This is a genomic window from Paenibacillus sp. SEL3, from assembly GCF_054602585.1.
In genome coordinates this window covers 146,630-161,060 of record NZ_CM137725.1, presented here as the reverse complement: position 1 = coordinate 161,060, position 14,431 = coordinate 146,630, and the positions used below count along the sequence as shown (strand labels likewise).

The window sequence follows — 14,431 nt, the reverse complement described above, 5'->3', positions numbered from 1 at the left end:
AGGAATATGGATCACAGAGCGGATCAAGAGGATCGGGAGCAGCATCAAGAAGATGGGGTAATCGGAAGGGAACATCATACTGGCGAAGAAAAGTTGAGTCCATGGCAGGAAAAGCAGGCGCAGGAATCTGCACGTTTTAAACACAAAAAAGAGAGTGAGCGATCTGATAACGTAGAGGAGTCCGTTCGCTACTGGCAGGCCGAAGATAATATATCGCCGAGGATGAAGGATAACAAGAATACACTTGAAACAGTATTAGGTTTGGGGGAGACCTTTGATGTCGTATTCAGGGAAATGACACTGGGAGGGCGTCATACCGGATATCTGTTCCTGAATACCTTTGCGAAGGATCAAATTATGCTTGAAGTGCTAAAGCGGCTCACCTATCTGACGCCGGATAATCTCTCTTCCGATGGACTACAAGCGTATTTCGAAAACTTTATTCCACATATTCAGGTGGAGAAGACAGATAAAATGTCAGTCGTCATTAACAAGGTACTGACGGGGATGAGTGCCTTTTTCATGGAAGGCGAACGTTTTTCCCTTATTCTGGATACTCGTAATTATCCGGTGCGTAGTCCGGAGGAACCTTCTTTGGAGCGGGTTGTGCGCGGTGCCCGTGACGGGTTTACTGAAACAATGCTTACAAATGTAGGTTTGGTGCGCCGACGTTTGCGGGACCCAGGACTTAAATTTGAGGCTATGCAGGTCGGACGCCGAACTCGAACGGACGTATGCTTGGGCTATATTGACGATATTGTAGATAAGGTGATGGTGGATACTGTACGAGACAAAATTAAAAATGTTAATTTGGATGGTATTCCGCTGGCCGATAAGCAATTAGAGGAGACGATTATCAATAAAGGTTGGAATCCATATCCATTAGTACGATATTCGGAGCGACCAGATGTCGTGGCATCGCATATTATGGAAGGGAGACTCGTTATTTTCGTAGATACCTCACCCAGCGTGATGATCTTGCCTACCACTTTTTTTGACTTGTGTCAGCATGCAGAAGAAAATCGGCAAACCGCTTTTATGGGTAGTTATTTGCGCTGGGTACGTTTTTTAGGCATATTCGCCTCAATGTTTCTGCTTCCGATGTGGCTGCTAATGGTCATCAATCCCGAATTAAAACCAGCTTTTCTTGATTTTATTGGTCCTCAAAAGGAAGCACATCTTCCGCTGATTGCACAGTTTATCATCGTGGAATTAGGGGTCGATCTCATGCGAATGGCGGCTGTGCATACTCCGACACCACTGGCTTCCGCTATGGGCTTGATCGCAGCCATTCTGGTCGGTGACATAGCGGTTCAGACGGGACTTTTCGTGAATGAGGTTGTGCTGTATATGGCTGTCGCTGCCATAGGAATGTTCGCAACACCGAGCTACGAGCTGGGGCTGGCAAATAGACTGATTCGACTATTCCTGCTGGTTGCTGTTGCGATTTTTCACGTACCGGGCTTTGTCGTGGGTACGACACTGATCATTTTGATGCTGACGCTGCATCGGTCATATAATTCTTCGTATTTGTGGCCGTTCATTCCTTTTAATGCCAAAGCGTTAGCTTCCATCTTGTTCCGTATGCCTGTACTAGATTCACCTAACCGCCCGTCATCTAACAAAACGAGGGACAATACGCGTATGCCCCATACGGATGCCGACACAGATTCAAACTCAGGCAATGGACAGGAGCATTAATATAAATGATCTGCATAAAAATCCATTGTTCTTGATGTTTTTTTTGCTATACTGGTGTAAACATTCGATGGAATATGACTAGCTTGTTCCAGAAAGAGAGGCGCCAGAACATGTATTTGCATGGAAGCAGTAAAATTAACAGCAATGGACATTTGGAGATCGGCGGTTGTGATACAACGCTTTTGAAAGAGCGTTTTGGCACGCCGCTATATATTGTTGACGAACAGTTAGTCCGCCGGCGTTGCCGGGAATTCATAGAAGCTTTTCGTGAAACTGGATTGAAGTTTCAAGTTGCTTATGCAAGCAAAGCGTTTTGTGTTATGGCGATGTGCGCTTTAGCTGCTGAAGAAGGGATGTCGCTTGACGTTGTTTCCAGTGGAGAATTATTTACTGCGCTACAAGCAGGGTTCCCGGCAGAGCGAATCCATTTTCACGGCAATAACAAAACACCGGAAGAAATTGAAATGGCGTTAGATGCGCAAATTGGTTGCTTCGTCGTCGATAGTGAAATGGAGTTGCATTTGTTGCAGGCCCTTGCCTCTGAGAAAGAACAACAGGTGAATATCTTATTGCGGGTTACACCAGGGGTTGAGGCGCATACGCATGAATATATGGCCACAGGTCAAGAAGATTCGAAATTTGGCTTTGACATTGGGAACGGTACAGCACGCCAAGCAGTGGAACAGGCTATCAAGCTGGATCATCTTAACCTGCTGGGGGTACATTCTCATATCGGTTCGCAAATATTCGAAGTGAATGGCTTCCAAATGGCTGCTGAACGGGTTGCGGCTTTTTCCAGAGAAATTAAGGAACAGCTTCAGTTTTCTTTCAAAGTGATTAATCTGGGTGGGGGATTTGGCATTCGCTACACTGAGGAGGACACACCGCTGAAAGTTTCCACCTATGTGCAGGCTATCGGCGCAGCGGTGAAAACTTATTTTTCAGGACTTTACGATGAACTTCCAGAAATTTGGATTGAGCCGGGACGCAGTATTGTAGGCGATTCAGGCACGACCTTATATACGGTAGGAAGCATCAAGGATATTCCGCAAGTACGTAAATATGTCTCGGTAGATGGTGGGATGACAGATAATCCACGCCCTGCATTGTATCAGGCCAAGTATGAAGCGATGCTGGCTAATCGAGCGCAGGATACGAACGAAGAGACGGTGTCCATTGCGGGCAAATGCTGTGAAAGCGGCGATATGCTGATTTGGGATGTAGAGCTGCCTCGTATAAATAGCGGCGACTTGCTCGCTGTTGCCTCAACCGGAGCCTATAATTACTCGATGGCGAGTAATTATAACCGAATACGTCGACCAGCAGTTGTATTTGTCAACAACGGTGAGGCCGAGTTGGTGGTGCGTCGGGAAACCTACGAAGATATCGTACGCAACGATGTTGTGCCACAGCGCTTGATTCGTGAGCAAGCCAGTCCGGCGGTTCAGCCCAACGCCAAGATTACGGTTTCATCCTGATTTTAACATTGTAAGATCAAGCAGGCCATTGAGTCGGTAATCATATACCGGGGTCAATGGCCCTTTTTTTTGGACAAGACTTTGCTAAGCGCGGCAATTCATAGTAAACTGGAACTTGATGTTATTTAGTTCTCAAAACAGGTTGAAAAGGAGATACAAACAATGAAAAAAGGTAGAATAGATCTTGAAAACGGCGGTATCGTCGAAATTGACTTTTTCCCAGAAGAAGCTCCAAACACCGTTGCTAACTTTGAAAAGCTGGCAAACAGCGGTTACTACAACGGTTTGAGCTTCCACCGTGTCATTCCTGGCTTTGTTGCTCAAGGTGGTTGTCCGATCGGTAACGGTACAGGCGGTCCTGGTTACACGATTGACTGTGAAACAGCTACGAATACAACAAAGCATGCCAAAGGCGTTCTGTCCATGGCACATGCAGGTCGCAACACAGGTGGCAGCCAATTCTTTATCTGCTACGCTCCACAACCACATTTAGATGGAGTACATACTGTATTTGGTAAAGTAACCAAAGGTATGGAATTCATTGATGCTGTAAAACAAGGCGACAAAATGAAAGAGGTTAAAGTATTTGACGTGTAATTTTACCGTTAATTACATGATCTTTTTTAAATAGCGTTGCACTAAGCCGTTCTGTCTTTGGACAGGGCGGCTTTTGTTGTCTTTTGTTTGACGGTTTATTGATTTTCGCAATCACGTAGGCATTACAGTGCGTAAGATCACATTCGAAAAGTAAGTGTTGTGATAGCCTTTCCATAAGAATGCAATTTCCAATTTTTTTATATGAGTATTCAAACTCGTTAAGGATTGGAAAAGAAGGGGGCTTATCACATTGTCTATTTTAACGAGCACAAATCGACTCGGATTTTTTGAAATCCGGCTGGAATCCATTGGTGGACTCGGCGCTAATCTGGCTGGCAAAATGTTGGCCGAAACCGGGGTGCTTGGTCTGGGGCTGAATGCTTCAAATTTTTCGTCCTACGGTTCGGAAAAAAAGGGAACTCCGGTTAAAAGTTTCGTCCGTTTCTGTGAGCCAGAAGTCGATATTCGGGATCACAGTCCGATTGAGCAACCGCATGTGGTAGGCATTTTCCATGAAACGTTATACAAAACGGTAAATGTAATCAGCGGACTGCCAGCGGATGGGATTGTAGTGGTTAATTCCACGCGTCCAGCAGAAGAAATACGGGCTGATTTGGGACTGGTATCCGGAACATTAGCGGTGGTGGATGCGATGGGCATCGCACTGGAAGAGCGAACCAAACTAAATACGTCCATGCTCGGTGCCTTGTTCCGTGTCTGTGACTTCCTGGACCCGGAAGCGATGAGATCGGTTATACGCAGTACCTTTGAAAAGAAAAATCCACTGTTAGTGGAACCTAATCTGCGTACGTTTAACCGTGGTTATGATGAAATGGAACTGCACGTATATCCGGTTACTGATGACGCGCAGGATCGGGTTTTTGAACGTCCGCAGCCATTGCTGGGATACGAAACGCAATTACTGGGGGGCGTTATTGCAACTCAGGGAAACAGCATAACGAGAGATGTTAGTGGTTCACGTCAGGGGTATGTGCCTGAATATGAAGTTGATAAATGTACCCATTGTGCCAAGTGTGATTCGATTTGCCCGGATTACTGTTTTGTATGGGAAGAGCAAGCAGACAAACGCGGAAGAATGATGCCATTTTTGCAAGGGATTGATTACCAGTATTGCAAAGGATGTCTGAAATGTGTAGATATTTGCCCATCGGGGGCACTAAGCTCGCGTCGCGAGCAATGGGGATGGGCTGAACAGAATCGAGTTGCCCACCAATTTCCAGTATATGAAGGAGGGCGTGCGTAATGGCAAAACTGGAGGAAGAACTCAAACAGACAGGCGCCGCGCAAGTGACAACGTTCGAATCCGGTAATGAAATGGCAGCAACGGCGGCTGCGCAGATTAATTATCATATGATGGGATATTTCCCGATTACTCCATCTACCGAGGTAGCGCAGTATCTAGATCAGATGAGAACGAGAGGTCAGCATAATATTAAGCTGGTTGCAGCAGACGGAGAACACGGATCGGCAGGGATTTGTTATGGAGCTGCCGCAGCGGGAGCGAGGGTGGTGAACGCCACTAGTTCGCAAGGTTTCCTGTACATGCTGGAGCAGTTACCTGTTCAGTCAGGTACTCGTTTTCCAATGGTTATGAATCTGGTGACACGAGCTGTCAGTGGTCCCCTGGATATTCGTGGAGATCATTCGGATCTGTACTATGGTTTGAATACAGGCTGGGTCATTTTGACGGCAAGTACACCACAGGCTGTGTATGATATGAACATTATGGCACTAAAAATTGCAGAGCACAGCGATGTTCGGCTGCCTGTAATGGTCGCATATGATGGTTTTTATACGTCCCATCAAAAACGTAAAGTGCAATATTTTGCCGATGCTGAGACCGTGCGTGGTTTTGTAGGTCCTAACCCGAACTTAAATTATCCGAATATTACGGATTTTGATCATCCTGTTACTGTGGGCGCGCATATGAACGGCGATGACCTGACGAATAATCATGTTCAGCTGTCCGAAGCACTGAAGCTGTCAGAAGGAGTATATGAGCAGGTAGCAGCAGAATATGCCGCTTTATCCGGTCGGGAATACCCGATTTTAGATCTGTATCAAATGGAGGATGCTGAGGTTGCGGTATTTCTGTTGAATTCGGCGGCTGAATCGGCCAAGGATGTGGCGGATCAACTCCGCGCGCGCGGAATTAAAGCTGGTGTGATACGTCCGAACATCATCCGACCGTTCCCAGCCGTACAACTGCGGGAAGCATTACGCAATGTCAAGGCGTTGCTAGTAGGTGAACGTGCAGACTCGTATGGGGCGGACGGTGGTAATTTAACGCATGAAATTAAAGCGGCCTTGCAGGAGGACCCGCTGAATCGGACACTCGTGTTGAGCCGTATCTTTGGCTTGGGCGGCAAAGATTTTTATGCAGAAGATGCAGAGGCGTTCTTCCAGCTTGCAATCGAGGCGGCAGAGGCCGGACGAGTAGAGAAGCCCTTTGATTACTACGGAATTAATTCGGGTTCACCGGACAAGGTGATGCCGCAAGTTATGCAGCCGCCACGTGGTAATGATTACCGGACGGGTCTGATTCAGGTTACGCCGGACGAGGAGACCGGGAAGCTCAAGGTCAAGGTACCACCTTTGCGGTCGTTGACAACCAAACCACGGCGTCTTTCACCAGGCCACGGAGCTTGTCCAGGATGTGGGGCATTGTCTGCGCTGGAACTGTTTTTCAAAGGTATTGAAGGGGATATTGTCGTGCTGTTCCAGACAGGCTGCGTATATGTGACGACGACAGGGTATCCATATACATCACACAAACAACCGATGATCCACAATCTTTTTCAAAACGGGGCCGCTACCCTTTCAGGAGCGCTGGAAGCTTACATGGAAATGAAACGGCGTAATGAAATTGAGATGTCGGACGATCCGACCTTTATCATGATTAGTGGTGACGGTGGGATGGATATTGGTATGGGTTCTGCGATTGGTGCGGCTCTGCGTAATCATAAGCTAATCATGCTGGAATATGATAACGAGGGGTACATGAATACAGGTTCACAGCAATCTTACTCCACTCCGCTCGGTCACATGACCAGTACGTCGGGTGTAGGTAAAATGCAAAAAGGAAAGCAAGGGCATCACAAGGATACCGTGCAAATCATGGCTGCTTGTAACATTCCGTATGCTTTTACCGCTGCTGAAAGTCATCCGCAGGATATGCTGCGTAAAGCAGCCAAGGCTCAATGGTATGCAAACAACGTGGGTACGGCCTATGGTAAAATCCTGTGCGCCTGTCCGCTGAATTGGAAATCCGAAGACAGACTGGGTACCAGCATTGTGGGCGCCGCAGTCGAGTCCTGTTTCTTTCCTTTGTACGAAATAGAGCAAGGCAGTACGACGATTACGTACAATCCGGAGGACAAAGGAAAACGAATTCCAGCTGCTGAATGGCTGAAATTAATGGGTAAAACGAAGCATCTTATTAAGGAGGAGGCTACGCTGGCGACCTTTGAACAGGAGATTGAGCGTCGTTGGACTATCCTGAAAAAGAAACATGAAATTTCAGAGCTATAATCCTGTTTTTTGCATAATCATCGATTAACATTGTTAGCCGCTGTTACTGTAGTGGCTCAATCAAGATTCTTTGCGCTTTTTGCGCAAAGAATCTTTTTTGTCGTTTATGGGTTGAAGCATAAAAAAACAGGTAATGATTTCCGATATAGGAGTGGAGGCCTATAAGAGGCACGTTAAAAAGTTTTCTTCTGAATTTTAAGATGCAATGAGGTGCAGGTAATGATTAAGCTGAATACAGTTGAAATAATCGAAATTATAAAGAAGCAAATCCCTAAGGTTATGAACATCAAGCCAGTGGAACTCAAGTTTACGGAAGATTTTGGACGGACCTCGCTGGCAGCGACAGAACACAAATTTACGCTGACGAACCAGCATTATTCTGCCAAGGTGATGGATTGCGTGTTAGAAACACAAGTACGCCCCATTTTAATGTGCGAAATTATTTATTTTCTAAAATGCGAGTTTATTGACGGACATGTTGATGTACGACTGGATTATGAAGCATGTTCTGAGGAAGGGCGAGGACCGGTTGCTTCAGCCGTAATTACCTTTGATCATGCAACAGAGCTGGGAGTCGAGGAACTGGCCGATCTGATTGACTTGGCGCTTCATATGAACGATAAAACCTGGTTTGAAGAACTCTCCAGCCAATATGTCAAAACCAAAGCAGGAGCTTCTATTTGATAACTTGCTTTTTTTAGAAGTCGGTGCTAATATACGTAACAAGTTTAATGTTAATTCAATTAAATAAGAGCAAGATCCTTCGGGGCGGGGCGAAATTCCCCACCGGCGGTGATGACATGTTTGTGGATCGTTTTTGTGAGAAACAGCATGGCTTAGTCCGTGACCCGGATGCTGAATGATCAGCAGAAGGTGGACCTGGTGCAAATCCGGGACCGACAGTATAGTCTGGATGGGAGAAGGATACGAAGCGCATGTACATGACGTGACATGTGCCGATTTTTAGCATACCCAATTGTGCGTACGGCTTATTTCGTTGTAGGATGGCATCGGGCGATAGCTTTCTTAAGCTTTCTTTTTGATGGGTGTTCTGAGCGTATTTGGCTGTATCCTCAGTCATGCTTTCTATTGGCAAACCTATGATTTCATGTCGTCTTAAGATGCATATAAACTGCGCTTGTATACTACAAATGTGACTCTCATCACCCCCATGACGGATTGAATCCGAACTGGGGGTTTTTTGCGCTTATAGCTGATGAATTAGGGATAAACTGAGATGTAGTGGAAAGGAGTGAAGGCATGTTTACCGGATTGGTCGAGGAAGTGGGTCGTATTCAAACCATTTCCAAAAGCGGTGAAGCGATGGTGCTGGGGATTTCGGGTTCCGTGGTGTTGGGCGATTTAAAAATAGGAGACAGTGTCTCAGTGAATGGCGTTTGCCTGACGGCGATACAGATCGGTACGAAAGACTTTAAGGTTGATGTGATGCCGGAAACCTTTCGTAGCACTAATCTGAAAGAGTTGAGATCCGGCAGCCGAGTTAATCTGGAGCGAGCGATGGCGGCGAGTGGAAGGTTCGGAGGACATATCGTGCAAGGACATGTGGACGGGACGGGAACGATTCGCGGGGTGACATCAGACCAGAATGCAGTGGTGTACGAAATTGAGCCTAAAAATCAAACATTATTTAAATATATTCTTCTCAAAGGGTCAATCACAATTGATGGTATAAGCCTCACAGTCGCACAGCGTACGGGAGAGACCTTTGCCGTATCCATTATTCCCCACACCTTATCCGAAACGGCCTTACAAGCCAAACGTGAGGGGGATACCGTCAATATCGAATGCGATATTTTGGGCAAATATGTAGAACAGCTTTTAAATTACAGAGGTGCAACGGAGGCGGAGAGAGTAGAAAAAGCTCCTCTCAGTTTGGACTATTTGGCGAAATACGGCTTTGCCTGATATTGAATGGTAAACCTGTTTAGGAGCATTCGTGGCACAAGACATAAGGAGGAAAGTGTTATGGATAGAGGTAGCCAAACAAGTGCAATGGCAAACGTCATAGAGCATGGCGAGTTGGAACATGACGAAGAGATTCGTTTGGATTCCATCGAAGAAGCGTTGGAGGACTTGAAAAACGGTAAGGTTGTCATTGTAGTGGATGATGAACAGCGCGAAAATGAAGGCGATTTTATCGCTTTGGCTGAAAAAGCGTCGCCTGAGGTCATTAATTTCATGATTACAGAAGGTCGCGGGTTGGTCTGTGTGCCGATCACACGACAAAGAGCCGAGGCCTTGGAATTGCATCCTATGGTAAAGCAAAATACAGATTTCCACGGTACTGCCTTTACGGTATCGGTAGATCATATGGAGACAACAACGGGGATTTCAGCGGCCGAGCGTTCCTTGACTGTACGCGCCTTGGCAGACGAAGCAGTCACAGGAAGTGATTTCCGCAAGCCTGGTCACATGTTCCCGCTGATTGCTCGCGATGGGGGTGTCTTGCAGCGTGCTGGTCACACGGAGGCGGCTGTTGATCTGGCTCGACTCAGTGGCTTCAAGCCTGCTGGAGTCATTTGTGAAATTATAAAGGAAGATGGCTCAATGGCCCGCCTGCCTGATCTGGCATTGGTCGCTAAGCGACATCAATTGAAGCTGATCAGTATTCAGGATTTGGTGGACTACCGTCGTCGTTTGTCATTGTAAATAATTTAAATTAAGAGAGGTTGATTAATTATGGCACGTTTTCTAGAAGGTAATCTTGTATCGAACGGTTTAAAATATGGTATTGTGGTGGGCAGATTTAATGAGTTTATTACGAGCAAGCTGTTAAGCGGTGCAATTGACGCACTTCAACGACATGGTGCACAGGAAGATGAAATTGATGTAGCCTGGGTTCCGGGTGCATTTGAAATTTCACTAATTGCGCAAAAAATGGCTGCAAGCGGCAAATATGATGCCGTAATTACGCTGGGTACGGTCATCCGTGGTTCTACTTCACATTATGATATCGTCTGCAATGAAGTGGCCAAGGGTGTGGCAGCGAGCAGCCTAAAAACGGGAGTACCTGTTATTTTTGGGGTAGTGACTACAGAAAACATTGAACAGGCTATTGAACGAGCAGGTACGAAGGCTGGTAATAAAGGTTGGGATTCAGCACTGGCTGCGATTGAAATGGCCAATCTCGGCAAGCAATTTTAATGATAGGAATAGCTGAATAGAACGGTATAAACTGCGAGGGGAAAAAAGGGATTGGATTGTTAAGCAAGGCGATGACGTATATACTACAGAAAGAGGGATTGATAACGCAGAGCATAAGTGCTATAGGGAAAGGTATTGTTGAATGATGATTGGAGTAAGGCAGGGGGAAGCACATTGACAGTCGTAAACTACAAGCTGGAAACATTCGAGGGTCCGCTGGATCTACTGTTGCATCTGATTGATAAAGCCGAAATCGACATTCAGGATATCCCGATTAGCGATATTACTGATCAGTATATGGCTTTTTTGCACAGTATGCAGGAGCTGGAACTGGACATTACGAGCGAGTTTCTGGTGATGGCGGCGACGCTCTTATCCATTAAGAGTAAATTGTTGCTTCCCAAGCCACCTGTGATGGAATATGACGATTTGGATTTTTATGAGGAAGAGGATTATGATCCACGTGAGGAACTGGTCCGCAAGCTGGTGGAGTATCGTAAATATAAAGGGATTGCTCGCCATCTAAGTGAACGTGAGTGGGAGCGGAGTCTAATTTATGGCAAAGAGCCAGAAGATCTGAGTGCATTCCTGCCCACTGAACCCGTAAATCCGGTGCATGGGCTGCATGCAAGCGATTTGGTCGCAGCCTTTCAGCGTGCTTTGCGCAAAGCAGAACGACGTACGACGGTAACCCGTGTTCATCGGGACGAAATTTCAGTCAAGGACCGTATCCGGCAAGTTATCGGGGCTTTAGAGATGGTGGGGAATGGAGGACGGCTGCTGTTCTCCAAGCTGATGCATGAGGATATGTATCGGCATGAAGTGGTTGTGACCTTTTTGGCTATCCTTGAACTGATGAAAATGAAGCAAATTTTCTGTTATCAGGAGAAGCTTTTCGATGATATTGTAATGGAGTGGAGAGGGGATTTACGGGTTAATGGATTATCTGAAGCTGAAATCAATTATTGAGGGACTGCTGTTTCTAGCAGGAGAGGAAGGGTTGTCCACCAAGCAGATCGCCGACATTGTAGAGCAGCAGCAAGAGCTGGTTGAACAGTGCCTGGAAGATATGAAGCAGGACATGGAGCAGGGGGGAAGAGGCCTGCAACTTGTCCGTATTGCCGGTCATTATCAGCTTGCAACTTTATCCGAACATGCACCTTACTTTGAAAAGCTCGCATACTCTCCGGCACGTGCGTCACTGTCTCAAGCTGCTTTGGAGACGCTGGCCATTGTGGCCTACCGCCAGCCCATTACAAGAGTTGAAATCGAAGAGATTCGGGGGGTTAAATCCGAGCGGGCCATACATACACTGGTCAACAAGGAGCTCATTGAAGAGAAAGGTCGAGCTGAAGCCATCGGACGGCCGATATTGTACGGAACGACGAAATCATTTTTGGATTATTTCGGTCTGGGCTCTCTGGCAGATCTACCGCAACCGGAGCTGTTCGAGAATTCGGACAATTTGGAGGAAGAGACTCAATTATTGTTCGAGCGTCTGGAGAGTAGCCAGCCTGCGGCCAACGATCTGGATCTTGAATCCCAATAAAGTTGCTCCGGATCTTACGGCTCACTTATGTAAAAGTTCAAACAGACAGCCAGTCCTCATATCGTTGGGGGCTGGCTGTTGGTATTTTAAGATGCATGATTTTCCGGCGATCGGTCATACTATTTTTGCCATGATATTCTATAGCAACAAGGTAGGGAGGACACGCCAGTGTGGAAATGGATCAGTATCGCCATCATCGTCTTTATATTACTTGTACTGGCAATTCTGCTCTCTCGTATTCGATTGAAGCTGGATATTGCCAAACATGACAATGATGATCGGGCGCATCTAGAGATCAGATTTCTATACGGGATGATTAAAATGAATTACGATGTGCCGGCCATTCTCATAACAGGGTTGAAAAAAGGGCTTCTCTATCGGCTTGATCGCCACAAAAACATACATAAAACGGATGCTTCCGTGGATAGTGGAAATATTGATACAGAAAAAATAAAGCAATTTATACATGATGTACGGGTTTTGCTCAAGGGAACGAAATCCTTACATCGGTGGTTGCGACATACCTTGGCGCATGTGACAATGTCCAAAATGGAATGGTCTACCAACATTAGTCTTGCTGACGCGGCATATACAGCTACCTCAACTGGTATTTTGTGGGGATTGAAAACGACCTTGATCGGTTTTGCTACCAGCTTTGTACGTGTGAACTGTATCCCGAAGCTGTTTGTCGTGCCCTATTGGGTAGATCGCTTGCGGTTTACTACCACCTTGACCTGTGAAGCAAATATGTCGCTCGGTTATTTAATTTTCTCCATGCTCACGTTAGCTTATCACATATGGCGCGTTCCGGGTGGACCGGAGGCGTGGAAACGGGTTTTTTCCAAAAAAACTGAGGATCATCAAGCTAACAATGAATGATAAACAGTGGAGAGAGGTGAGACTCAATCCTTTCTGAACTATCGAATGACATACATATTTCTTTGAACCCCTGCGCACAATAGCGAAAGAAAAGGCAGTCTACGCTTGAGATAAGCAGAGGAGGAATAAATCATGTCAGATCACCCGATTCAAGGGCTCATGCAAACCGCAATGGAAAACATCAAAGCTATGGTAGACGTGAATACGATTGTAGGAGACGCAGTGGAAACACCCGATGGTTCTGTTATTTTGCCAATCAGTAAGGTAGGATTTGGTTTCGCTGCCGGGGGAAGTGATTTTAACGTAGACGAAGAGGCACTTCATACTTCCTCGGCGTCGGGTAATCATAGCGGGAAGGAAGGGCATCCTTTTGGAGGCGGTAGCGGTGGTGGTGTATCAATTCATCCCATTGCTTTTCTAGTTGTTGGCAAACAGGGGGCGCAAATCGTTCCATTAGACAATCAAACGCATCTGATTGAGAAGCTCATTGATTCCACGCCATACCTGATTGATAAGGTTCAGTCTATCTTCCGGAATTCAGGCGGCGACTTGCAGACTCCCCCCCCACAGGTACCTGTAGATGTTGCTACGGATCACAGTAATTCTGGCCCGGCTTACTTGTAAAAGTTATTGAAATTAAAAGCGTTCTCTCAGGAAGGTATCCCAAGGCCGAGTATAGGCTAAGGAATACCTTCTTTTCTGCTTGTACTTGGGCCTATCCCCGAATATACTGTCTTCCTCCAATGACAGCATGTATTTGGTGACAGTATTCCAGTTGATACAAAGTATGCAGCGAGGAAAATTCATTTTTTCGATTTCCTTCGGCAGCAAACTGCGATAGGTAGATGAAGTCCGGATAGATCACTTCATTCGTCAAATAAGCAGATACCGTGGCTTCCGGTCGACGATGTTGATTCAGGGAATCGATAATACCCTTCGCCGGCAAGATACCAATCCCATGGCCGTAAAACAAGTCTTCCTTTAGCTTAATGACATTTTCTCCTTTCCATTCCAATGTTTCAGATGACACATCCGGATTGTTGAAATACAGAATATCGCCAGGAGCCGCTTTATGACTTCCTTGCTGCTGTATGAGCCTAAGGTCGCTATCATAGTGCCAGTCATACAGCAGCATATCAGCAAAAATCCGATTAAACTCACTTTCCAGAATGGAATCCAGCACTCCATTGTACAGCACAATAACCATAGCTGTTGCACATTCAAAAGCGTATTGATGACCGTTTAAAAAGATATCTCTGATGCCTTGGGCCGGTGTGACACCTGCTTTGATCTGAAAGCCACCTTTTTCCGTTAAATTCCAAAATTTCGGGTTGCAACGTGCGGTAGCAAAAGTGGCAAAGGATACACCGCTTCGATGCAATGCTTCTGCGGACTCTACAATCCGCGATCTTAAAATCATTTCAAACTGTAGTCGCTGCATGTTTTAACCCCTCGATCCATATTTAACGTTTAGTAACTAATATATATGTGCTCAGGAGGGCATGTTGCT

The 14,431-nt window shown here is 46.1% G+C and carries 14 protein-coding genes and 1 riboswitch; of the genes, 13 read left to right on the top strand and 1 reads right to left on the bottom strand.

All coding sequences use genetic code 11. The features are described 5' to 3' along the window. Nucleotides 1–6 precede the first annotated feature (6 nt). From ACYCS5_RS00810 to ytfJ, 13 genes are all read left to right on the top strand, one after another. Nucleotides 7–1,701 (top strand): spore germination protein, encoded by a 1,695-nt coding sequence (locus ACYCS5_RS00810; protein WP_459760657.1) that lies wholly within the window; start codon nt 7–9, stop codon nt 1,699–1,701. Nucleotides 1,702–1,811: 110 nt separating this feature from the next. Then, complete coding sequence (lysA, locus tag ACYCS5_RS00805; RefSeq protein WP_459760656.1) at nt 1,812–3,179, top strand: diaminopimelate decarboxylase; 1,368 nt, start codon at nt 1,812–1,814, stop codon at nt 3,177–3,179. A gap of 162 nt (nt 3,180–3,341) precedes the next feature. Next, a complete protein-coding gene (locus ACYCS5_RS00800; RefSeq protein ID WP_013310775.1) occupies nt 3,342–3,776 on the top strand; it encodes a peptidylprolyl isomerase in 435 nt (144 codons plus the stop codon). A gap of 250 nt (nt 3,777–4,026) precedes the next feature. Next, entirely contained in the window at nt 4,027–5,040 is a 1,014-nt protein-coding gene (locus ACYCS5_RS00795) for a 2-oxoacid:acceptor oxidoreductase family protein (RefSeq protein ID WP_029517299.1), read from the top strand. Next, on the top strand, nt 5,040–7,328 hold the full coding sequence (locus ACYCS5_RS00790) for a thiamine pyrophosphate-dependent enzyme (protein ID WP_459760655.1): 2,289 nt from the start codon (nt 5,040–5,042) through the stop codon (nt 7,326–7,328). The genes ACYCS5_RS00795 and ACYCS5_RS00790 overlap by 1 nt, the downstream gene beginning before the upstream one ends. A 219-nt stretch (nt 7,329–7,547) precedes the next feature. Continuing rightward, nucleotides 7,548–8,012 (top strand): IDEAL domain-containing protein, encoded by a 465-nt coding sequence (locus ACYCS5_RS00785; RefSeq protein WP_459760654.1) that lies wholly within the window; start codon nt 7,548–7,550, stop codon nt 8,010–8,012. Between the two features lie 71 nt (nt 8,013–8,083). Beyond that, nucleotides 8,084–8,257, top strand: a riboswitch (FMN riboswitch). 331 nt (nt 8,258–8,588) lie between these two features. After that, a complete protein-coding gene (gene ribE, locus ACYCS5_RS00780; protein WP_459760653.1) occupies nt 8,589–9,254 on the top strand; it encodes a riboflavin synthase in 666 nt (221 codons plus the stop codon). Nucleotides 9,255–9,341: 87 nt separating this feature from the next. Beyond that, nucleotides 9,342–9,998 carry a 3,4-dihydroxy-2-butanone-4-phosphate synthase gene (ribB, locus tag ACYCS5_RS00775; protein WP_459760652.1) on the top strand — a complete coding sequence of 219 codons (657 nt, stop codon included), beginning with the start codon at nt 9,342–9,344 and terminating at the stop codon, nt 9,996–9,998. A gap of 30 nt (nt 9,999–10,028) precedes the next feature. Next, a complete protein-coding gene (gene ribH, locus ACYCS5_RS00770; RefSeq protein ID WP_023989205.1) occupies nt 10,029–10,493 on the top strand; it encodes a 6,7-dimethyl-8-ribityllumazine synthase in 465 nt (154 codons plus the stop codon). A gap of 174 nt (nt 10,494–10,667) precedes the next feature. Continuing rightward, the gene (locus tag ACYCS5_RS00765; RefSeq protein ID WP_029517304.1) at nt 10,668–11,462 is read left to right on the top strand and encodes a segregation and condensation protein A; all 795 of its coding nucleotides are present in this window, start codon (nt 10,668–10,670) and stop codon (nt 11,460–11,462) included. Further along, nucleotides 11,431–12,042 (top strand): SMC-Scp complex subunit ScpB, encoded by a 612-nt coding sequence (scpB, locus tag ACYCS5_RS00760; protein WP_029517305.1) that lies wholly within the window; start codon nt 11,431–11,433, stop codon nt 12,040–12,042. Before ACYCS5_RS00765 ends, scpB begins: the two co-directional genes overlap by 32 nt. Before the next feature lie 168 nt (nt 12,043–12,210). After that, entirely contained in the window at nt 12,211–12,921 is a 711-nt protein-coding gene (locus ACYCS5_RS00755; RefSeq protein ID WP_459760651.1) for a DUF2953 domain-containing protein, read from the top strand. Between the two features lie 132 nt (nt 12,922–13,053). After that, on the top strand, nt 13,054–13,545 hold the full coding sequence (gene ytfJ, locus ACYCS5_RS00750) for a GerW family sporulation protein (protein ID WP_029517307.1): 492 nt from the start codon (nt 13,054–13,056) through the stop codon (nt 13,543–13,545). Nucleotides 13,546–13,636: 91 nt separating this feature from the next. On the opposite strand, the gene ACYCS5_RS00745 is transcribed toward ytfJ, so the two are convergent. Continuing rightward, nucleotides 13,637–14,362, bottom strand: a complete 726-nt coding sequence (locus ACYCS5_RS00745) for a protein-glutamine gamma-glutamyltransferase (RefSeq protein ID WP_459760650.1) — start codon at nt 14,360–14,362, stop codon at nt 13,637–13,639. Nucleotides 14,363–14,431: the final 69 nt, after the last annotated feature.